The organism is Pectobacterium artocarpous (assembly GCF_046159765.1).
In the GTDB taxonomy this organism is placed as follows: domain Bacteria; phylum Pseudomonadota; class Gammaproteobacteria; order Enterobacterales; family Enterobacteriaceae; genus Pectobacterium.
Window position 1 is genome coordinate 114,820 of sequence record NZ_JBJXVK010000001.1, and the last position, 21,652, is coordinate 136,471.

19 protein-coding genes are annotated in these 21,652 nt (G+C 51.2%); 12 read left to right on the forward strand and 7 right to left on the reverse strand.

Annotated features, from left to right (window positions below):
• Positions 1 to 13 precede the first annotated feature (13 nt).
• The 3 genes from ACKQAD_RS00505 (at position 14) to ACKQAD_RS00515 (ending at position 2,970) form a co-directional block, all read left to right on the forward strand.
• Positions 14 to 454 (forward strand): Xre family toxin-antitoxin system antitoxin, encoded by a 441-nt coding sequence (locus tag ACKQAD_RS00505; protein ID WP_409158331.1) that lies wholly within the window; start codon positions 14 to 16, stop codon positions 452 to 454.
• Positions 451 to 939: an RES family NAD+ phosphorylase gene (locus ACKQAD_RS00510; RefSeq protein WP_409158332.1), complete on the forward strand. Its 489-nt coding sequence runs from the start codon at positions 451 to 453 to the stop codon at positions 937 to 939. The genes ACKQAD_RS00505 and ACKQAD_RS00510 overlap by 4 nt, the downstream gene beginning before the upstream one ends.
• Positions 940 to 1,452: 513 nt before the next feature.
• On the forward strand, positions 1,453 to 2,970 hold the full coding sequence (locus ACKQAD_RS00515; protein WP_409158333.1) for a cellulase family glycosylhydrolase: 1,518 nt from the start codon (positions 1,453 to 1,455) through the stop codon (positions 2,968 to 2,970).
• Between the two features lie 78 nt (positions 2,971 to 3,048).
• Here ACKQAD_RS00515 and pspF read toward each other — a convergent pair whose 3' ends face one another.
• A complete protein-coding gene (gene pspF, locus ACKQAD_RS00520) occupies positions 3,049 to 4,038 on the reverse strand; it encodes a phage shock protein operon transcriptional activator (protein WP_409158334.1) in 990 nt (329 codons plus the stop codon).
• Between the two features lie 225 nt (positions 4,039 to 4,263).
• On the opposite strand from pspF, the gene pspA reads away from it, so the two are divergent.
• From pspA to tyrR, 6 genes are all read left to right on the forward strand, one after another.
• Complete coding sequence (gene pspA, locus ACKQAD_RS00525; protein WP_409158335.1) at positions 4,264 to 4,929, forward strand: phage shock protein PspA; 666 nt, start codon at positions 4,264 to 4,266, stop codon at positions 4,927 to 4,929.
• Positions 4,930 to 5,020: 91 nt separating this feature from the next.
• Positions 5,021 to 5,245 carry an envelope stress response membrane protein PspB gene (gene pspB, locus ACKQAD_RS00530; protein WP_409158336.1) on the forward strand — a complete coding sequence of 75 codons (225 nt, stop codon included), beginning with the start codon at positions 5,021 to 5,023 and terminating at the stop codon, positions 5,243 to 5,245.
• Positions 5,245 to 5,610: an envelope stress response membrane protein PspC gene (gene pspC / locus ACKQAD_RS00535; RefSeq protein ID WP_409158337.1), complete on the forward strand. Its 366-nt coding sequence runs from the start codon at positions 5,245 to 5,247 to the stop codon at positions 5,608 to 5,610. Before pspB ends, pspC begins: the two co-directional genes overlap by 1 nt.
• Positions 5,611 to 5,852: 242 nt before the next feature.
• Complete coding sequence (locus ACKQAD_RS00540) at positions 5,853 to 7,250, forward strand: YcjX family GTP-binding protein (protein WP_409158338.1); 1,398 nt, start codon at positions 5,853 to 5,855, stop codon at positions 7,248 to 7,250.
• On the forward strand, positions 7,247 to 8,290 hold the full coding sequence (locus ACKQAD_RS00545; RefSeq protein ID WP_409158339.1) for a TIGR01620 family protein: 1,044 nt from the start codon (positions 7,247 to 7,249) through the stop codon (positions 8,288 to 8,290). Before ACKQAD_RS00540 ends, ACKQAD_RS00545 begins: the two co-directional genes overlap by 4 nt.
• 464 nt (positions 8,291 to 8,754) lie before the next feature.
• Entirely contained in the window at positions 8,755 to 10,323 is a 1,569-nt protein-coding gene (gene tyrR, locus ACKQAD_RS00550) for a transcriptional regulator TyrR (protein WP_409158340.1), read from the forward strand.
• A 51-nt stretch (positions 10,324 to 10,374) separates the two neighbouring features.
• On the opposite strand, the gene tpx is transcribed toward tyrR, so the two are convergent.
• Together tpx and mpaA are read right to left on the reverse strand one after the other, a co-directional pair.
• Positions 10,375 to 10,878, reverse strand: coding sequence for a thiol peroxidase (gene tpx, locus ACKQAD_RS00555; protein WP_409158341.1), 504 nt, complete (start codon positions 10,876 to 10,878; stop codon positions 10,375 to 10,377).
• 79 nt (positions 10,879 to 10,957) lie between these two features.
• Positions 10,958 to 11,677, reverse strand: coding sequence for a murein tripeptide amidase MpaA (gene mpaA, locus ACKQAD_RS00560; protein ID WP_409158342.1), 720 nt, complete (start codon positions 11,675 to 11,677; stop codon positions 10,958 to 10,960).
• Between the two features lie 165 nt (positions 11,678 to 11,842).
• Here mpaA and ACKQAD_RS00565 point away from each other — a divergent pair, with 165 nt between their 5' ends.
• On the forward strand, positions 11,843 to 13,459 hold the full coding sequence (locus tag ACKQAD_RS00565; protein ID WP_409158343.1) for a peptide ABC transporter substrate-binding protein: 1,617 nt from the start codon (positions 11,843 to 11,845) through the stop codon (positions 13,457 to 13,459).
• Between the two features lie 152 nt (positions 13,460 to 13,611).
• Positions 13,612 to 14,595 carry a zinc transporter ZntB gene (gene zntB, locus ACKQAD_RS00570; RefSeq protein ID WP_409158344.1) on the forward strand — a complete coding sequence of 328 codons (984 nt, stop codon included), beginning with the start codon at positions 13,612 to 13,614 and terminating at the stop codon, positions 14,593 to 14,595.
• A 445-nt stretch (positions 14,596 to 15,040) separates the two neighbouring features.
• Here the strand turns inward: zntB and ttcA are convergent, their stop codons facing one another.
• Positions 15,041 to 15,976: a tRNA 2-thiocytidine(32) synthetase TtcA gene (gene ttcA / locus ACKQAD_RS00575; RefSeq protein ID WP_409158345.1), complete on the reverse strand. Its 936-nt coding sequence runs from the start codon at positions 15,974 to 15,976 to the stop codon at positions 15,041 to 15,043.
• Between the two features lie 638 nt (positions 15,977 to 16,614).
• Between ttcA and ACKQAD_RS00580 the strand changes: the two genes are divergently transcribed.
• Positions 16,615 to 16,902 carry a putative hemolysin gene (locus ACKQAD_RS00580; protein WP_409158346.1) on the forward strand — a complete coding sequence of 96 codons (288 nt, stop codon included), beginning with the start codon at positions 16,615 to 16,617 and terminating at the stop codon, positions 16,900 to 16,902.
• 33 nt (positions 16,903 to 16,935) lie between these two features.
• Here ACKQAD_RS00580 and ACKQAD_RS00585 read toward each other — a convergent pair whose 3' ends face one another.
• The 3 genes from ACKQAD_RS00585 to ACKQAD_RS00595 form a co-directional block, all read right to left on the reverse strand.
• Positions 16,936 to 17,928: a 2-hydroxyacid dehydrogenase gene (locus ACKQAD_RS00585; RefSeq protein WP_409158347.1), complete on the reverse strand. Its 993-nt coding sequence runs from the start codon at positions 17,926 to 17,928 to the stop codon at positions 16,936 to 16,938.
• 119 nt (positions 17,929 to 18,047) lie between these two features.
• The gene (locus ACKQAD_RS00590; protein ID WP_409158348.1) at positions 18,048 to 19,601 is read right to left on the reverse strand and encodes a methyl-accepting chemotaxis protein; all 1,554 of its coding nucleotides are present in this window, start codon (positions 19,599 to 19,601) and stop codon (positions 18,048 to 18,050) included.
• A gap of 343 nt (positions 19,602 to 19,944) precedes the next feature.
• The gene (locus ACKQAD_RS00595; protein ID WP_409158349.1) at positions 19,945 to 21,498 is read right to left on the reverse strand and encodes a methyl-accepting chemotaxis protein; all 1,554 of its coding nucleotides are present in this window, start codon (positions 21,496 to 21,498) and stop codon (positions 19,945 to 19,947) included.
• Between the last annotated feature and the right edge of the window lie 154 nt (positions 21,499 to 21,652).

The following is a 21,652-nucleotide window of genomic DNA, read 5'->3' on the forward strand; positions in this document are numbered from 1 at the left end:
CGAGGAAAAAACCATGAATGCTGAAATCAGTCTGAAAGTTGAAAACTTTGCTCGTGAAGCTGAACTGCCTGACGGCGTGTTTCATGACCCGTTGATGTTCGTGAATGTCGTACGCGGCGGGATTTCCGGGGCGATGTTGAAACGTGGGACGGATGCCAGCGGGCTAAGCCGCAAGCTGATTGGTTCGGCGCTGTCCGTCGATCCCTCTAATATCTCCCGTTTGTTCCGCCGTAAGCATTTAACGCTGGAGCAGGGAGAGGCCGCGCTGGAGACGTTTCGACTGTGGCTGAAAGCCATGACGACGTTTGAAGATGAAACAAAGGCACTGCTGTGGATGGAAAGCAGTATTCCGGCCTTTGGCGGAAAAACGCCGGCGGACATGCTGGACACGCACAAAGGGCGTCAGTTGGTCGATAACGCACTGAGCCGGATCGAATACGGCGAATTCATATGAGGCTTTACCGCATTACTAAAGCGGTCTGGCTGGAAGCCTTTTCAGGACGGACGGGCGTGAGTTTCCTGCACGGCGCACGTTTCAATCAGCCCAATACGCCGGTGCTGTATTTCAGTGAAACGCCCGCTGTCGCGATGCTGGAAATGGGCAATTATCTGCCTTCGCCGCAGTTGCTACCTGCTAGCTATCGTCTGGGTGTGTATGAACTGCCGGACGATGTTCCGCAAGAATCCATTACGCTGGACATGCTGCCTGAGGACTGGCATCGCTATCCGTTTATGCCGGACGTGCAGGCGTTGGGATCACGCTGCCTGAACGCGGGTAAATCGCTGATAATTTGGGTGCCGACCAGTACGGTTAAGCCATTTGGCAGCATGCGCAATGCGCTGATTAATCCGTTACATCCGGCGTTAAGTCAGCTACGTCTTATGGAGGCGATTCCGGATTTTTACAGCCACAGACTGTTTAATCCTGAAAAACGTTAGCGTGCTATTGGCCGTGATAGCGTCGGCAGGAACCCTATAGTCAGTATGGAGATGAGAAAAATTCTCAACAAAGTGCTTTACAGATGATACTGATAACTATTATCATCATTTTCGCACTTCAGCAGTGGCTTCTCGCAGACACTGAAGGAGAGCACGACATTGCTCACATTGCTTCCAGTATTATTTTAGCCAGCCTACGTGCTGGCTTTTTTTTTGTTCCCAACCATTGTCCGGTTGGCGTCTCTACCTGCACAAGTCCACTATCCGCATAAATAAGATGACTTCTGCGGTGGTGGTGCTTTATTCAGATTCGGATATGAGGCAACGAAGGATGACGAAAACGAGCTGCGTATCTTTGGCAAGAGTAACAACATTATATGCTTACTATTTTTCTGTAAATAATTAATAAAATCAATATCATTAGGACGTTTCTTAAATTATTTGCGGAAGCGGAAATCTCCCTTATCATGCCTATACCCAAGCTCATGGGTGTTCACAATGGAGATAAGGAATATGTGGATCAGAAGGAATCAACTCGTCAGGAAATTGACGTTAGGTGTGGTAACAACGGTGCTGGGGATGTCACTCAGTTTCTCAGCATTATCCGCCACGCCGGTGGAAACGCATGGCCAACTGTCCATTGAAAATGGACGACTGGTGGATGAACAGGGAAAAAGGGTACAACTGCGAGGGATGAGTTCGCATGGTTTGCAGTGGTTTGGTGATTATGTAAACAAAGACTCGATGAAATGGCTACGTGACGATTGGGGAATTAACGTATTCCGTGTCGCCATGTATACGGCGGAGGATGGCTATATTTCCAATCCCTCCCTTGCCAATAAGGTAAAAGAGGCCGTTGCGGCGGCGCAAAGCCTTGGCGTTTACATCATCATCGACTGGCACATCTTATCGGACAACGATCCTAATATTTATAAAGCACAGGCAAAAACCTTCTTTGCCGAAATGGCGGGGCTGTACGGTAACTCGCCGAACGTGATTTATGAAATCGCCAATGAACCCAACGGTGGCGTGACATGGAACGGACAGATTCGGCCTTATGCGCTGGAAGTGACTGACACTATCCGCAGTAAAGATCCCGATAACATCATTATCGTCGGTACGGGCACCTGGAGTCAGGATATTCATGACGCGGCGGATAATCAGTTGCCCGATCCCAATACCATGTACGCGCTGCATTTCTATGCCGGTACGCATGGACAGTTCCTGCGCGATCGCATTGACTATGCACAAAGCCGCGGTGCTGCGATTTTTGTCAGTGAGTGGGGCACCAGCGATGCATCCGGTGGGGGCGGGCCATTCCTGCCTGAATCGCAGACGTGGATCGATTTCCTGAACAACCGTGGCGTAAGTTGGGTGAACTGGTCGCTTACCGATAAATCAGAAGCGTCTGCTGCGTTGGCACCGGGGGCGAGCAAATCAGGCGGTTGGACGGAGCAAAATCTGTCAACGTCAGGGAAATTTGTCAGAGAGCAGATTCGAGCAGGCGCGGATCTAAGCAATGACGATACGCCGACCACACCAACGGAACCGACGAATCCGGGCAATGGCACCACAGGTGACATCGTGCTGCAATATCGTAATGTGGATAACAACCCTTCCGATGATGCGATTCGTATGGCCGTCAACATCAAAAATACTGGAAGTACGCCGATTAAACTGAGCGATCTGCAAGTACGTTACTACTTCCATGATGATGGCAAATCTGGCGCGAACCTCTTTGTTGACTGGGCGAACGTCGGTCCACAAAACATCGTGACCAGCACAGGAACCCCTGCCGCCAGCACCGATAAGGCTAACCGCTACGTTCTGGTGACCTTCAGTAGCGGAGCCGGTTCTCTCCAGCCGGGCGCGGAAACCGGTGAAGTACAGGTACGTATCCACGCCGGTGACTGGAGTAACGTGAATGAAACGAATGACTATTCATACGGTGCTAACGTCACGAGCTACACTAACTGGGATAAGATCACCGTACACGATAAAGGTACGCTGGTATGGGGCGTGGAGCCGTAACCGTGTGCTGTTAACGTATTAATCTTTTTAATCCTTTACTTCGCGGGCGTGAATTCGCCCGCCTTTTCTTGCCAGACTTTATTCACTCACCATAATGTCGTGTTTCTTTAACAGTCCACGTAGCTGGTGGTAGGTTAATCCCAGCAGTTCGGCGGCTTTACGCTGGTTAAATTTTGCCTGATTCAATGCCCGGTCAATCAAGCCTTTCTCTTGTTCCAACAGCCACGGCTTCATCTCCAGCGGTAAATCCGGCCGGCTGGCTGTCGCCTGTGAGGAAATGTCCTGAACGGCGGGAGTGCGGCGGAAGGGATTCAGAATAATGGCATCAAGAGGCTGTTCGCTGTCGCCATGACGATACACCGAACGTTCAACCACGTTTTTCAGCTCACGAATATTGCCCGGCCAACCGTAATTCAGCAGCGTGTCGCGCGCGGCGGGCGTAAAACCGGGAAACAGCGGCAGATGTAATTCGCGACACATCTGAATTGCGAAGTGATCGGCCAGCAGCATGATGTCTTGCTGGCGCTCGCGCAGCGGCGGGAGCTGTACGACATCAAAAGCCAACCTGTCGAGTAAATCTGCGCGGAATTTACCGCTGGCGGCAAGCGCTGGCAGATCGTCATTGGTCGCGCACACCAGTCGCACATCAACCTGTAGCTGATCTCTGCCGCCGACGCGCTCCAGCATGCCGTATTCGATCACCCGTAGTAATTTTTCCTGCACCAGCATCGGCGCAGTGGCTAGCTCGTCCAAAAACAGCGTTCCACCGTCGGCGCGCTCGAAACGTCCCAGATGACGTTTCTGCGCCCCGGTAAAGGCACCGGCTTCATGGCCAAATAGCTCGGAATCAAGCAAATTCTCGTTGAGCGCCGCGCAGTTGAGAGAAACGAACGGCCCTTGCCAACGTGGAGAAAGGTAGTGTAGGCGGCTGGCAATCAGCTCTTTACCTGTGCCACGTTCACCAATCACCAGCACGGGCTTATTCAGTTGCGCCAGTTGCGATACCTGTTCCAGTACCTCCAAAAAGCTGTTGGCTTCGCCCAACAGGTTCTCTTTTTCCTGAAGCATGATGTTCCACCGTGTTATTTTTACTAATAGTTAGTGTATTTGACTAATCTAACGAAAAGAGAAAAATAGTCAAAATTATCTATCCTTTTAATTTCAGTTAGTTAAATTAAATTAAAAGTTGGCATGTTTATTGATATCTCTACAATGAGATCGCGGCTGGCTTGGTCAGCCACGGTGATAAATCGGGCGTAATCAGACGCTGGAAACCATGAAGAGGGTGTAATTATGGGTATTTTTTCTCGTTTTGCCGACATCGTGAACGCCAATATCAATTCATTGCTGGATAAAGCTGAAGATCCGCAGAAATTGGTGCGGCTGATGATTCAAGAAATGGAGGATACGCTGGTTGAAGTGCGTTCAACCTCGGCGCGGGCGTTGGCAGAAAAGAAACAGATTGCCCGCCGTATTGAACAAGCACATGGTCAGCAAGATCAATGGCAGGAAAAAGCGGAGCTGGCGCTGCGTAAAGATAAAGACGATCTGGCTCGAGCAGCGCTGATTGAGAAGCAAAAACTGACCGACCTGATTGCGGTGTTGCAGCATGAAGCCGAAAGCGTGGATGAAACGCTGGAGCGTATGAAGCGTGAAATCAGCGAGCTGGAAAACAAATTAAGCGAAACGCGCGCTCGCCAGCAGGCGCTGACGCTGCGTCATCAGGCTGCGGCATCGTCGCGTGATGTGCGCCGCCAGTTGGACAACGGTAAGCTGGACGAAGCGATGGCACGTTTCGATCAGTTTGAACGTCGCATCGATACGATGGAAGCGGAAGCTGAAAGTCACGGGCTGGGGAAACAAAAATCGCTGGATCAGCAGTTTGCCGAGCTGAAAGCGGATGATGAAATCAGCGCGCAGCTGGCGGCACTTAAAGCTAAAGTTAAGCCAGCAGAGTAATAGTAATAAAGCATAAAAGCGTAGGCACCATCGGATGGCTGTCGTTAGAAACGGCAGCCACCAGCGTGTAAATAATAACTAAGGAGACACAATGAGTGCGTTGTTTCTTGCCATTCCGCTGACCATTTTCATGTTGTTTGTGGCACCGATATGGCTTTGGCTACATTACAGTCAGCGTAAAAACAGTGCTCAACTGGGGCAAAACGATATGCAACGTCTGACACGTTTAACGGAAGAGTCCAACCGTATGCGTGAGCGTATCAGGGCGCTAGAAGACATTCTGGATACAGAACACCCGGACTGGAGAAAATCGTAATGAAAAATACGTGGTCAGGTAAAAAATTATACCGTTTGCCGGAAGAAGGTATGCTGAAAGGGGTTTGCGCTGGTTTAGCACGTTATTTTGACGTGCCGGTGAAGCTCCTGCGGGTGATCGTGGTGTTGTCGATGTTTTTCGGCCTGTTCTTTTTCACCATCGTGGCTTATATCATTCTGACCTTCATGCTCGATCCGGCCCCGGCAGGAATGAAATTTGAGGATGAAAAGACGACCCGAACGCCCAGCCAACTGCTGAATGAGGCGGACGCGACATTGCAGGCCAGCGAACAGCGTCTGCGTAACATTGAGCGCTATGTCACCTCGGATACGTTTGGCGTTCAGAACCGCTTTCGTCACCTGTAATGTGTCACCGGTTGTGGCATTCATGGGTTATAACCGCCGCAGGCGTTGTCCATCAGATTCATAGTGGATAATGTCTGCACTGCTTTTTTCCACGATCAATGCGGTAGCCTGAATGCGTTTTGCAACCATACGTTTTTTCAACTACAGGTTTTTTCAACTACAGTTTTTTCAACCGCTCGCTTTTTTAGCTACTCGCATTTTTAACCATAATTTTTTCAACTACAGGAGTGATGGATCATTCAATGAGTCGACTACAAAACGAAATTCACTCACTGGTTAATCGCAGCGTGGATCGCCACCTGCGTCTTGCCGTCACTGGGTTGAGCCGCAGTGGCAAAACCGCGTTTATCACCGCGTTTGTTAATCAATTATTGAACACCCATAGCGGTGCCCATTTGCCGATGTTTTCTCCGGTGCGCGAAGAACGTTTGCTCGGGGTGAAACGTGTACCGCAGCGCGATCTGGGCGTGCCGCGTTTCGCCTATGATGAAGGCATGGCGGCACTGTATGGTTCCCCGCCGGACTGGCCGACGCCGACGCGCGGCGTGAGTGAGATTCGTTTGGCGTTACGCTATCGCTCTAAAGATTCGTTACTGCGCCACTTTAAAGACACCTCGACGCTTTATCTGGAAATTGTCGATTATCCCGGCGAATGGTTGCTGGATTTACCACTGCTGGAACAAACCTATTTGAGCTGGTCGCAACAGATGAGCGGCTTGCTGCAAGGGGGACGCATTGAGTGGGCGAAACCTTGGCTAGCGCTGTGTGAGAAAATCGATCCGCTGGCCCCGGCGGATGAAAACCAGCTCGCCGAGGTGGCGCAGGCTTACACCGATTATCTGCATCGCTGCAAGCAGGAAGGGCTGCACTTTATTCAGCCGGGGCGATTTGTGCTGCCAGGCGATTTGGCGGGCGCGCCGGTGCTGCAATTTTTCCCCTGGCCACAGGTGAATCAGATCGGTGAAGCCAAACTGGCACAGGCGGACGAAAAAACCAATATCGGCATGCTGCGCAAGCGTTTTGATTATTACTGCCAGTCAGTCGTCAAAGGATTTTATAAAGATCACTTCGTGCGGTTTGACCGACAGATCGTGCTGGTTGACTGCTTACAGCCGCTGAATAGCGGTATCCATGCATTTAACGACATGCGGCTGGCGTTAACTCAACTGATGCAAAGTTTTCACTACGGGAAGCGCACGTTGTTCCGCCGTTTGTTCTCGCCATGTATCGACAAGCTGATGTTTGCGGCGAGCAAAGCCGATCACATTACCGCCGATCAGCACGCCAATCTGGTGTCTTTGCTTCAGCAATTGGTGCACGAGGCATGGCAGAACGCCGCGTTTGAAGGCATTGATATGCGTTGTGAAGGCATTGCGTCAATCCAGTCAACGCAGAGTGGGGTCGTCGATCATCACGGGCAGAAAATTCCGGCGCTGAAAGGGCATCGTCTCAGCGACGGTCAGCCGCTGACGGTCTACCCCGGTGAAGTGCCTGCACGTTTGCCGGGTGCGACATTCTGGCACACGCAGGGCTTCCATTTCGATCAATTTCGTCCGCGAGAAATGACGGTAGACACGCCGTTGCCGCACATCCGCTTGGATACGGTCATGGACTTTCTGCTAAAGGATAAATTGCGATGAGCGAGTCATTAAAACCACGCGTCACGTTCGACGATGTTTCACCACAAGAGCCACAGCCGCAGTTGCGCGCCGGATTGGCATTTGATGAGCAGAGCGGTACGCCATTTTCCCCCCTCAGCCGCGAAGAAGAAGTGCCGGAAGAAGGCATAGCGGAAGAGGCCGTCAGCTCGGCGCTGCGCCCGAAGCGCAGCCTGTGGCGACGTATGGTGATGGCAGGAATAGGACTGTTTGGCGTCAGTGCGCTGGCACAGGGCGTGCAGTCACTGCACAACGCCTGGGTGCAACAGGATTGGATCGCGCTGGGCGGCATTACTGCGGGTAGCCTGATTGTCGCGGCGGGCGTCGGTTCGCTGGCCATCGAATGGCGACGGCTCTATCGCCTGCGGGAACGTGCGGAAGAGCGCGATGTGGCACGCGATCTGCTGCACAGCCACGGTGTGGGGCGTGGGCGTGAATTCTGTGAGAAGCTGGCACGACTGGCGGGCTTGGATCGCGGCCATCCGGCGATACAACGCTGGCAGGCTTCACTCCATGAAACCCACAATGATCGTGAAGTGCTGGAGCTTTATGCACGTCTGGTTCAGCCCGTACTGGACACGCAGGCGAGGCGTGAAATCAGCCGCTCTGCGGCGGAATCGACCTTGATGATCGCCGTCAGTCCTCTGGCGCTAGTGGACATGGCATTTATCGCCTGGCGCAACCTGCGCCTGATTAATCGTATTGCTGCGCTGTACGGCATTGAGCTCGGCTATTTCAGCCGCATTCGCCTGTTCCGACTCGTGCTGGTCAATATCGCGTTTGCCGGGGCATCGGAACTGGTGCGGGAAATTGGCATGGACTGGATGTCGCAGGATCTTGCCGCGCGGCTATCGGCCCGTGCCGCACAGGGCATTGGCGCCGGGCTGCTGACCGCACGTCTGGGCATTAAAGCGATGGAATTGTGCCGCCCGCTGCCGTGGCTGGATGACAAGCCGCGCCTCGGTGATTTCCGCCGCGAGTTGATTGGTCAGGTAAAAAAAACGCTGCAAAAAGGGCGTTAGAGGAACGAAGGGGCGCAGTGTGCGCTTTCGTCATCTTTTTCATTGTCAGGCGTGTTAGTACCGTTATGACAGCATCGTGAAGCCTCGAATGCTATTCCGTCAATCGCAACAACCAACGTGAATATTCGCACCGCGCCGGAGAAGAATCGTATGATGGGCAGGACGCTACCGATGAGCAGGGGCTGCGCGTTAAAAGTGCCTTATGTCATCGTTCCTCTGGTGAATGCCGATAATAATTAGCATAGTTTTGATGAGAATTTACGTCTCGGTAACTATTTTGAAGGCATCCGAACCCTTGTGGCGATGGCAACGACGCCGCTGTCATAATCCCGTTTTGTTATTGAGTGGAAAAAACGTACAGATGTGTCAACTTTTGCTGCCACCTTACTTCATCCGATGCAAACGAAAGGGTATTATCAGCAGCAATAGCCATATCGTGTCTCTAATGAAGAAGGTAGCCGTTGATGCATCTGGAAGTGATTTGTGAAGACCGCATTGGTATGGTCCGTGAACTGTTAGATCTACTTGCGTCACGCAATATTGATTTACGCGGCATCGAAATTGCCACCATTGGCCGTATTTACCTCAATTTTGCCACGCTCGATTTTGATGCTTTTAGCCTGCTGATGACGGAAATCCGCTGCATTGAAAGCGTTAGCGATGTGCGTACCGTGGCGTTTATGCCGTCTGAGCGCGAGCATCGGGCGCTGAATGCGCTGCTGGAATCCATGCCGGAACCGGTATTCTCGCTGGATATGAAAGGGAAGCCGGAGCTGTTTAACCGGGCCGCGCTGGCGCTGTTTGAACAATCGGCTGAGACCATCAGTGAACTGACGATTTCCAGCATGATCCCCGGTTTCAATTTCGCCAACTGGCTGGAAAAAAGCAGCGCTGTCGTCGCTGAGCGCGTAGTGATTCGCGGTCAGGATTTCTTGCTGGAAATGACGCCTGTCCGTCTGGAAGATGATGCCCGCAAAGCCACCACGGCAGGGGCGCTGGTAATGTTGAAATCGGCCGCTCGCATGGGGTGGCAGTTACAGAATCTCACCGTAAACGATGAAAATGAATTCGATCACATCGTTGCGGTTAGCCCGAAAATGCGTCAGGTGGTGGAACAGGCACGCAAACTGGCAATGCTGGACGCGCCGCTGCTGATTGTGGGCGACACGGGGACAGGCAAAGATATGCTGGCGCGAGCTTGCCACCTACGTGGGCCGCGTGGTAAGAATCCTTTCCTGGCGCTGAACTGTGCGGCATTGCCCGATGACGTGATGGAAAGTGAACTGTTCGGCCATGCGCCCGGCGCGTATCTCAATGCGCAGGAAGGCAAGAAAGGGTTTTTTGAACAGGCTAACGGCGGTTCGGTTCTGTTAGATGAAGTCGGTGAAATGTCGGCACAAATGCAGACTAAGCTACTGCGTTTCCTGAATGACGGGACATTCCGCCGCGTGGGTGAAGATCACGAAGTCCATGTCGACGTGCGGGTGATTTGCGCGACCAAGAAAAATCTGTTGGAACTGGTACAGCGCGGTGAGTTCCGGGAGGATCTTTATTATCGCCTGAATGTGCTTACACTGATGCTACCGCCGCTGCGCGAGCGTCCGGCGGACATTATGCCGCTGGCCGAGCTCTTCGTCGCGCGTTTTGCCGACGAGCAGGGGATTCCACGACCTAAACTGGCCGCAGATGTGGAACATTTCCTGCCGCAATACGGCTGGCCGGGGAACGTTCGGCAGTTGAGGAATACCATTTATCGGGCGCTAACGCAGTTGGAAGGGAACGAGCTGTATATGCAGGACATCGACCTCCCAGCGTTTTCGATTGATGCGCCGCAAGACGAAACCCTGCTTGACGGCTCGCTGGATGATATCAACAAGCGTTTCGAACGCTCCGTACTGACCCGCCTTTATCAATCCTATCCAAGCACACGCAAACTGGCGAAGCGGCTAGGGGTATCGCATACGGCGATAGCCAACAAACTACGGGAATATGGACTCAGCCAGCGTAAATCGGCGGGAGACGACGAAGAGTAAATAACAAAACGGCTGCGCAAGCAGCCGTTTTTCATGTAATGCCAGCGTCGCTTATTTCAGAACAGCCAGCGCAGCGTCATAGTCTGGTTCAGTGGTGATTTCGCTCACCAGTTCGCTATGCAGCACGTTGTCGTTTTCATCGAGTACGACAACTGCACGAGCGGTCAGGCCTTTCAGCGCGCCATCGGCGATAGCAACACCATAGTGTTCTTTGAACTCACCGCCACGCAGGGTAGACAGCACTACGACGTTATTCAAACCTTCCGCACCGCAAAAGCGGGACTGTGCGAACGGCAGATCGGAAGAGATACACAGAACAACAGTGTTATCCAGCTCAGAGCCCAACTGGTTGAATTTGCGCACGGATGCGGCACAAACACCGGTATCGATGCTTGGGAAAATGTTCAGGATTTTGCGCTTGCCAGCATAGTTGCTGAGCGGGGTATCTGACAGATCTTTAGCCACCAGCGTAAATGCCGGGGCTTTGCTTCCTTTAGCTGGAAATGCCCCTGCTACTGGCACAGGATTGCCTTGAAAATGTACGTTCTGTGACATGTTTGCGTCCTTAATTACAGGTGATTAACACGCTGCTCAGTTTAGGGCAACATTAGCAACATTGGTATAAAAATTACGATTAAAATTGCTGGCTTAGCAACGCGACCATCGCTTTCAGGTAGCATTCGCTGGCGGCATCTGCCGAGATCGGCGGTAGCTCAGCGGTAATGCAGTGGAGCGAACGATCGGCGCACCAACTTCCGAACGATCCAGGCGTGTCGTAACCGACACTCGAGACTAATGGCAGCTCGCACTGCTGCGCCAACCACCGCCCCAATTCGGAACGATACGGATCTTCAATGCAGGCGAGTGGCTCATGAAAAGAGACAACCCAGTGAGGATTAAGTTTCTCTATCAGCGAGCAAAGGGCTTTCGTTTCCGGCTCTGAACCTGCGGTTTCACCCGTAGATAGTTCGACATCGCGTTCGTCTGCGGCGCTATTCCAGCGGTATACCGTCTTTCCCGGCTGCCAGTTACTGGCCGGAAAGTTGCGATTGAGATCGACGCCGTTAGCGTTGGCGCGCAGGCCCAACTGACAGCCATCCGGATTCACTGCAAGAATCACATGATGGCGACGTTGTCCTGAAAAGAGAGTACGCAGCGCGCAGGAAAGCGCCACCACCGCTGCCGTTTCATCGCCGTGCGTTCCGGCAATAATCAGTCCACTCTCCGAGGGCGCTAGCTCGGAGGGGAAATATAGCAGCGGTGCGCCCAGCAGCGATTTCCCATAAGGTTCGCCCAGCGACGGTAAATTACCGCGTTGCTGGCGCGCCTGAAGAGGAATGATTGTGTTTTCCATGATACTGCCCTGTGGTTGCCTATGTGTTTCATCATAAAAAAATCGACCCAGAGACGCAAATGGCGATGTGGGCTGATAAATTGCGAGCGTATCGCTGGATGATAGCGCTGATTTCTGACTATTATATTCTTCAATCATTTCATTATACTTTCAGGTCAAATCATCATGCACTATGGATATTCTGCATTCTATGCCGCGTTGATGGCGGCCATGACGGGCAATGCCGTCGCGGCACAGGTTCCTGCGGGAACGGTTCTGGCTGAAAAACAGGAAATCGTCCGCCATATTAAAGATGAACCGGCTTCTCTCGACCCGATAAAAGCGGTGGGGCTGATGGAAGCTCAAGTGGATCGCGATCTGTTTGAAGGGCTGGTCAATCAGGATGCCAAGGGAAACATCGTTCCGGGCGTGGCACTACGCTGGCAGACGACCGATAACCGTACGTTTGTCTTCACTTTGCGTGACAATGCCCGCTGGTCTAACGGTGAACCCGTTACGGCAAACGATTTTGTCTACAGCTGGCGTCGTCTGGTGACACCGGAAAACAGCTCGTCGTTCTCCTGGTTTGCCCGACTGGCGGGGATTCAGAATGCCGAACAGATTCTTGCGGGTAAACTGCCTGTCGATCAGCTTGGCGTGACGGCCGTCAATGACCATACGCTGAAAGTACAGCTCAGCAAGCCAGTCCCTTATTTTGTCAGCCTGACGGCGAATTTCAGCCTGTTTCCGGTACATCAGGCTACGGTCGAAAAATTCGGGAATGACTGGACGAAGCCGGGCAATCTGGTTGGCAATGGCGCGTTTAAGCTGGATCAGCGCGTCGTTAACGAGAAACTGGTGCTCACGCAGAATCCATATTATTGGGATAACGCTAACACGCGCCTGACAAAGGTGACCTTTGTTCCCATCAATCAGGAATCGAATGCAACAAAACGCTATCTATCCGGGGATATCGATATCACCGAGTCATTTCCTAAAAACCAGTATCAAAAGCTGCTGAAAGATTTACCCGGTCAGGTTTATACGCCGGATCAGCTTGGTACGTATTATTACGCGTTTAACACGCAGCGGGCGCCGACCAACGATGCCCGGGTACGAAAAGCGCTGTCTTACGCTATCGACCGTAAAGTGATTGCCGAAAAAGTATTAGGTACAGGGGAAAAACCAGCCTGGCACTTCACACCGGATGTCACCGCAGGCTTCAAACCGACGGAAAGCCTGTTGCAGCAGTATTCCCAGGATGAACTGGATGCGCAGGCAAAAGCGCTGATGGCGGCGGCGGGTTATGGTCCAAACAATCCGCTGAAATTATCGCTGCTGTACAACACCTCGGAAAGCCACCAGAAGATTGCGATTGCCGTAGCGTCCATGTGGAAGAAAACGCTGGGCGTTGACGTCCGTCTGTCCAATCAAGAGTGGCAAACCTACATCGACAGCCGCAATAGTGGCAATTTTGATGTCGTGCGAGCGTCGTGGGTGGGTGACTATAACGAACCGTCGACATTCCTCTCACTGCTGACGTCACACCACAGCGGTAACATCGCGCGCTTTAAAAACGCGAATTACGATCGCGTATTGGATGAAGCGGGGAACCAGACTAACCCGCAGGCGCTGAATGCTGACTATAACCGGGCAGAGCAGATCTTGATGAATGAAGCGCCGATTGCGCCGATCTATCAATATACCAACGGACGTTTGATCAAGCCATGGGTGAAGGGCTATCCCATTACGAACCCTGAAGATGTGGCCTACAGCCATATGCTTTACATCGAGAAACATTAAATACCGGATTAACGCATCGAATGATGTGGCGATAAAGCCGGGTGGTCATGATGATCATTCCGGCTGACAATCGCACCGTTGATAGTAAAAGAATTGATAGTAAAAGCATTGATAGCAAAAGAACGGATAGCAAACACCGTTGGAGGCAAAACGTGGAATCCATTGCAGGAAAAGAGTTGCAACACAGCGGTGCGGTTCATGCGTATCAGTTGGATGGAAAGGGGGGGATAACCCCGATTGGCGAGCAGGACGTGGTTAACAGCGAGAAACCCTGCTGGCTGCATCTGGATTCTACATTGCCCGCTAGCGCACGCTGGTTGAATAAAACGACACTGGTACCGGATAGTGTGCGCAATGCGCTGGCGGGGGAAAGCGTCCGCCCCAGAGTGACGCGTTTGGGGGAAGGCACGTTAATTACGCTGCGCAGCATTAACCTGAATGCCAATGCAAGGCCGGATCAACTGGTAGCCGTTCGGGTATTCATTACTGACAAGCTGATTATTTCTACCCGACGCCGTAAGGTTCTGGCTATCGACGAGATTCTTACCGACCTGAAGGAGGGCAATGGCCCGACGGACAGCGGAAGCTGGCTGGTCTCCATTGCGGAATCGTTGACCGATCATACCAGCGAGTTTATTGATGATTTACATGAGAAAATCATCGATCTGGAAGACGACTTGCTGGAACATAAGATTCCACCGCGTGGTGAACTTGCGCTGATTCGCAAACAGCTCATCGTGCTACGCCGCTATATGACGCCACAGCGAGATGTGTTCTCGCGTATTTCCGGTGAAAAATTGCCCTGGATGCAGGACGACGATCGCCGCAGAATGCAAGAAATTGCCGATCGGTTAGGGCGGGGGCTGGAAGATCTGGATGCCAGTATTTCGCGTACCACGGTGCTTTCGGATGAAATCACTGCGCTGATGACCGAAGCGATGAACCGCCGCACCTATACGATGTCGCTTTTGGCGATGGTTTTCCTGCCGACGACGTTCCTAACCGGGCTATTTGGCGTCAATTTAGGGGGCATTCCCGGCGGCGATGCGCCGTTTGGTTTTGTCACGTTCTGCCTGATGTTGGTGATATTGGTTGGCGGCGTTGCGTGGTGGTTAAAACGCAGTAAATGGCTATAACGACTTGCGGTGACTGGGTGCGCTGATAATCACAAACTGTCGCGAACCGCTAAAAAAGCACGCGTAAATTGAGCAATATCAACATTTTTTACCCTGTTGTGCGGCACTATCATTCCCGCAGGTGAATGCAACGTCAAGCGATGGGCGTTGCGCTCCATATTGTCTTACTTCCTTTTTTGAATTACTGCATAGCACAATTGATTCACACCATGCCGACAGTTTTGTCGGCTTTTTTTTGTCCTTCGATCTTGCCCTTTCCTGTTTCGTCCTGAACGATGCTGCCCTATGCCTTTGGCATTTTATTTCTAACTGAATACCGCGTCCTATGGACGTGGTATTCAGTTAGAAATAAAACGGTGGCGAAACAGCAACCGCTGCTTCTTGCCACCGTATTCAGATGCGTAATGATGTAATGATAATGTCATTGCCGATGTGAAGGCTGCGCTTATTTTATTTCCAGCACATCAAGGCGGGTGAGTGATGGTGTCTCATCATCGTCTTCCCGCTGCCAGCCAACAGGCTGCAACGGTAGCTCCTCGCGATCGAAAGCCAGATCGCCCCCATCCACTACGTCGCTACCGTGACGAATGCCTTTGAAATCAAACAGTGAATGATCGGCAAGATGAGAAGGCACAACATTCTGCATGGCGCTGAACATGGTCTCAATACGGCCAGGATAGCGTTTGTCCCAGTCACGCAGCATATCTTTAATCACCTGACGTTGCAGATTTGGCTGCGAACCGCACAGATTGCACGGAATAATCGGGTATTGGCGAGCTTCAGCAAAGCGTTCGATATCTTTTTCACGGCAGTAGGCAAGCGGGCGGATAACGACATGTTTACCGTCATCGCTCATCAGCTTCGGTGGCATGCCTTTCAATTTTCCACCGTAGAACATGTTCAGGAACAGCGTTTGCAGAATATCGTCGCGGTGATGACCAAGGGCAATTTTTGTCGCGCCGAGTTCCGTTGCGGTACGGTACAAAATTCCGCGACGCAGGCGTGAACACAGTGAACAGGTGGTTTTCCCTTCTGGAATTTTGTCTTTCACAATCCCGTAGGTATTTTCTTCGACGATCTTGTATTCCACGCCGATGCTATCAAGGTATTGCGGCAAAACATGTTCCGGGAACCCAGGCTGCTTCTGATCTAAATTCACCGCGACCAGAGAAAAGTTAACCGGTGCGCTTTGTTGCAGATTGCGCAGAATTTCCAGCATGGTAAAGCTATCTTTCCCGCCGGACAGGCACACCATAATGCGGTCGCCTTCTTCGATCATATTGAAATCAGCGATGGCTTCGCCGACGTTACGCCGCAGGCGTTTTTGCAATTTGTTGAGATTGTATTGTTTTTTCTGGTTAATATTTTGATTTTCATGCATTTTTATCTTTGCTCGTTGCAAAAAGCGTTGCGGATGGAAAGCGGTTCAGCGCAGACGCCAAGACGGTCTGCACGATCATGGCGTGTATGGTACGGATTACGGCGACGAATACCAGTTCGTTTTACAGCGGTATGCCAGAATTACCCTGTGAGTAAGGGGGGCGTTATTGCTTTTTGCTCACTTTTCCATTGTGGTTATCCGTTTTGTTTTATCGATCGCGAAATGAAGCCATTTTTGGTAAGGGGGCACTTATAACTATCCTGATAGAGGAGTCTTCAACCAAGGGAGGAAGATATTATGAGTAAAGGTACATCAAGGAGAGCATAGTCGAGCCATGATTAAGAGAGGGTCAGGAGAGGTAATAATCTCCCCGATAAATACGGGCAGAAGTGGGACGTTTCGATATCTTTGAATCAGTATGATACTGCCGACCGGTATGTGACTTAGTATGGCTTTTCTAACACATGTATCTCAATGGTTAGAGACGCATGCTATCTTGATTTTTCTGGCGAAGGTGTCTTTTATACTTCAAAAAAATAAAATGTAGTAGATATCGTCTTTATCTGAAAATATACGCACCGACGTTGAGTGTAAAAATAACGCCAGCGCGCCTTCCACACATGACTCGGAGTTGAAACATGAAATTATTGCCATGGCTATGTACTGCCGCTGTGCTGCTGGCGGGATGCAGTAATCATAACGAGAATGCTGCGGCGACTCAGCAAGATGCCACGCAAAATGATGATAAAAGCGCTGTCGTGTTGCTGAAAAGCAGTTCTCCGGTTGACGTCAACTGTATGCTGATTGGCGGGACGATGACGCTCTCCCGGCAGCTTGACGGTGCGAGCGTGGGAGCCTGTCAGTTAGCCAATGGCAAGCGCTGTAGCGAACAATCGCTGATGAATGGAAGCTGTCCGGCTGGGTGAATGTGCGGCAGTCTGCGCTGCCGCAGGGATGACTTAGAGGGGCACCAGATTTGCACAGGGCACGTTTTGGCTAATGTCTTTCAGGTTCTGTAGCGTGGTTTGAGAAATGCTGATCAGCGCTTCTTCCGTCAGGAATGCCTGATGCCCGGTAAACAGCACGTTGTGGCACGCGGATAAGCGACGGAAAACATCGTCTTGAATCACATCGTTGGATTTATCGGCAAAGAAGAGGTCGCGTTCGTTTTCATAAACGTCCATCCCCAGCGCGCCAATTTTCTGTTGCTTCAACGCGTCGATAGCCGCCTGTGAGTCAATCAGTCCACCACGACTGGTGTTGACGATCATGACGCCGTTTTTCATTTGCGCAAAGGCTGCTTGATTCAGCAGATAATGATTCTCCGGCGTCAGCGGGCAGTGCAGGGAAATGACGTCCGCATTCGCATACAGTATTTTCAGATCAACATACTCCGCGCCTAATTCCAATGCCTGTGGATTCGGATAGGGATCGAAGGCCAATAGCCGCATGCCAAAACCTTTCAGGATACGCATGGTGGCGATACCGATTTTTCCAGTGCCGATAATGCCCGCCGTCCGGTTATGCATATTGAACCCAATCAGCCCTTCCAAAGAGAAGTTCGCGTCGCGAGTACGTTGATAGGCACGGTGAATGCGACGGTTAAGCGTCAGCATCAGGCCGACGGCGTGCTCGGCAACAGCCTCGGGAGAATACGCAGGCACACGCACCACACTGATTCCCAGTTCCTTAGCGGCTTTCAAATCGACATTGTTAAAGCCAGCACAACGTAGCGCCAGCGTTTTAATGCCCATCTCTGCCAGTTCGGCCAACACCTCGCGACCACCGTCATCGTTCACAAATATGCAGACGGCCTGACAGCCCGCCGCTGTTTTGGCTGTGCGCGATGTCAGCATGAAATCAAAAAACTCCAGATCATAGCCAAACTGTTGATTAACCTGTTCCAGATATTTACGGTCATACTGCTTAGTACTGTAAATTGCCAGTTTCATTGATAGTTTCTCCGAAAAATCCTTAGGTTAAGCTATCAGAAAACAGGGCGGTAACAAACCGTTACCTGACTGATGATAACGGTTTGAAATTGATGGGCGATAATAACGTCATAACGGGTTTAGCGAGGCGTACTGAAAACCGACACGGCTTCGGACATTGTGGAGATCTGCTTTTCCAGGCTGTTAATGGCGGAACTGGAATGCGTTGCCAAAATCGTGTTCTGACGCGTCAATTCATCAATGGTGTTCACTGCTGAGTTGATCTGCCCCAAACCTTGCGATTGTTCTTGTGTCGCTAGGCTGATTTGATTTACAAGCTGCGTAACCTGCTGTACCTGAGTCAATATATTGTTCATGGACTGGCTGGTGTGGCTGACCAATTTATCGCTGGTATGAATGTTTGTGATCGTGGTATCAATAATTTCTGCGATGTCTTTGGCGGCGGCGGCGCTACGTTGCGCCAGAATACGGACTTCCCCCGCGACGACGGCAAAGCTCTTACCCTGTTCTCCCGCGTGAGCGGCTTCGACTGCTGCATTGAGCGCCAGAATGTTGGTCTGGAACGCCAGGTTATCCAGTACGCTGATGATGTCGGTGATCTCTTTGCTGGAGCAGGTCATGACCGCCATCGTGTCCGTAACCTGACTCACCGCTTTCTCTCCGGCATCGACGGCCTGATTGGCATCGTTCGCACAGCGCGTCGCGAGCTGTGAAGCAGACGCGTTGCTTTGAATCGTCGCCGTCAGTTCTTCCATTGAAGATGCGGTGGATTGCAAACTTTGCGCGGTATCTTCACAGCGCTGGCTTAGCGTGTAATTCCCTGAGGCAATCTCGCCGCAAGCGTGACGCAGTTCGGCTAGCTTGCCGTTGACATCATCGACAAACGTCCGGAAATTCATGCCGGATTGATTGACGGCGCGTAATAGCATGCCGACTTCATCCACGCGATTCAGTTGGAACGAGTTATCTGCCTGCCCGGATGCGGAATTAATGGCCTGGCGCAGAATTTTTTCCAGTGGTTTTGCTACATGCTGAACTAATAATTCGCTGGTGATGGCTGCGCCAGCGAGTAGCACCAAAACAAAAATTAATAGCGGCGTAGTGAGTGGAAAGGTAGCCAGTAAGGAAAGTAGCGCGAATAGCATGAAAAGGAATACATAACTTCTTATCCGCCAACGTACGGGAATAACGTTAAATAAGCTAAGAAACTTTAGCGGACCTTTATAAATCAGCAGTCCCTGAAAGAGTCGGCGGTTTTTTAATTTATTCTCATTCATTTGATGGTAAAGCGCTTCAGCTTGCCGAATCTCTTCTTGTGAGACTCGGGTTCGCACCGACATATATCCTGTTATTTTTCCGTCCTTCATCAACGGTGTCGTACTGGCTTTGACCCAATAGTAATCGCCATTCTTGCGGCGGTTCTTGACGACGGCAGTCCAGATTTTACCTGCCTTGAGCGTCGCCCACATGTCGGCAAACACCTGCGGGGGCATGTCCGGGTGGCGCACGATATTGTGAGGTTGGTGGAGAATTTCCTCAAAGTCGTAACCACTGGCATCAATAAAATCGTCATTGGCATAAGTGATATGACTATCGGTGGTGGTTACCGACATTAGCTTGACTTTTTCATCTAATAAATACTGAATATCACTGACCGGAAAATTCTTACGCATTTATTGATCCTTTTAGTATAAGCAGGCGTAAATATGATGTTTTTAGATCTATTAGCGAACGGAAAGGCGATTGATGCTAGTTAATTAACGGCAATATTTATGAAATAATTAGCGATATATTTATTATATTGTCGTTAATTTCTCTGGTTATTTTTTATTCAGGAAAGTAGTTATCTAGCCAGACTCGTGATAAACGCATGTGTCGATGAGCAAAAGCATTCACTTGCTAAGTATATTATGAGTCTGTGAATTTGCACTGCGGGCAACGCACGCTACATTGAGGGGAAATGGCGAGAAGAGGCGACGACGGGCACCCTGACGTGACGCGCCCGTGAAGATGAGATTAGCGCGAAAGACTGAAGACGGATGCCGCCTGCACCATACTCGATATCTGCTGTTGCAGATGATCGGTGGCAGAATGTGACTGGCTGGCCAGCGCGGTATTCTGATGCGTGAGCTCATCAATGCGGTTTACCGCTTCATTGATTTGTTCCAACCCCAGAGATTGTTCCTGTGTGGCGAGGCTGATCTCATTCATCAGGTTGGTGACGTGCTGAACCTGAAGCAGAATATTGCTCATGGATTTATGGGTATGCGAAACCTGTTGTTCACCGGTACGGATACTATTTAGCGTTTCGTCAATGATGGTTGAAATATCGCTGGAAGAGGAAGCGCTACGCTGCGCCAACGAACGAACCTCACTGGCGACCACCGCGAAGCTCTTACCTTGTTCCCCGGCATGTGCAGCTTCGACGGCGGCGTTCACGGCCAGAATATTGGTCTGGAACGCGAGATTATCCATCACACTGACGATATCGGTAATGCGTTCGCTGGAACGTGTGATCGTCTCCATGGTATCAGAGACTTGACTGACGGCCTGCTCGCCAGAGTTCACTGCCTGATTCACATCCTGTGTATATATCGAAGCCTGAAGTGAAGCTTCCGCATTGCTTTTTATCGTTGCGGTAAGCTGTTCCACGGAAGTCGCGGTTTGTTGCAGGCTTTCTTCCGTTTCCTCGCAGCACTGCGCCAGCGTATGGTTACCCTGCGCGATTTCATTACAGGCGTTCTTCAACTCGCTCAGATTGGTATTCACATCGTCCACGAAAGTGCGGAAATTCATCCCGGACTGATTGACTGCCCGCATCAGCATGCCAATTTCATCCACGCGATTAAGTTGTGTCAGGTTGTCAGCTTGTCCGGCTGCGGAACGCATGGCCTGAGACAGAATTTGCTCGATGGGGGAGGCAACATGGTGCACCAGAAGCTCGCCACTAACAAAACAGCAGGCGATAAGCAGTGGAAAGAGTACTGAAGCCAATGCTGTTCCCGCCAGCAGGGAATAGGCGGCGAGCAATGGGATCAGGCTAAAGAGCAGAAAATAGCTGCGGATACGCCAGCGTAGTGGCATGGTTTCAAATAGGCTCAGAATGCGCAATGGCCCGGTATAAATAAGCAAGCCGTGATGGAAGGTGCGGTATTTCAGTTTCCCTTTGTTTACACTGGCGTAGAGCGCTTCGGCCTGACGAATTTCTTCGGGGGATGCCGCAGTGCGCACGGACATATAACCGGTAATCTCACCGCCTTTTCTCAACGGCGTGGTGCTGGATTTTACCCAGTAGTGGTCGCCATTTTTACACCGGTTTTTCACAATTCCCGTCCAGATATTACCCGCACGCAGCGTTTTCCACATATCCGCGAAGGCGGCTGGTGGCATATCCGGGTGTCGGATAAGATTATGGGGTTGCCCCATTAACTCATCGGTGCTGTAGCCGCTGACGTCAATAAAATCTTTGTTTGCGTAGGTAATATGGCTTTCTGGCGTAGTGACCGACATCAGTCTGGTTTTTTCAGAAAGAGGGCGTTGGCGGTCGGTGACAGGGGTGTTGTTACGCATGAAGCAGTCCTTGATATGCTGTGTTCGAATACTGATTTAACTGAGGCATACCCACGGAGTGAATCAGCGGATAGCGGTGATGGTTCAGGTTGCTCATGGCTTTTTTTAAGGCGATTCGGGCAGAAGGAGATAATCCTGATATTCCCCCGGAAAC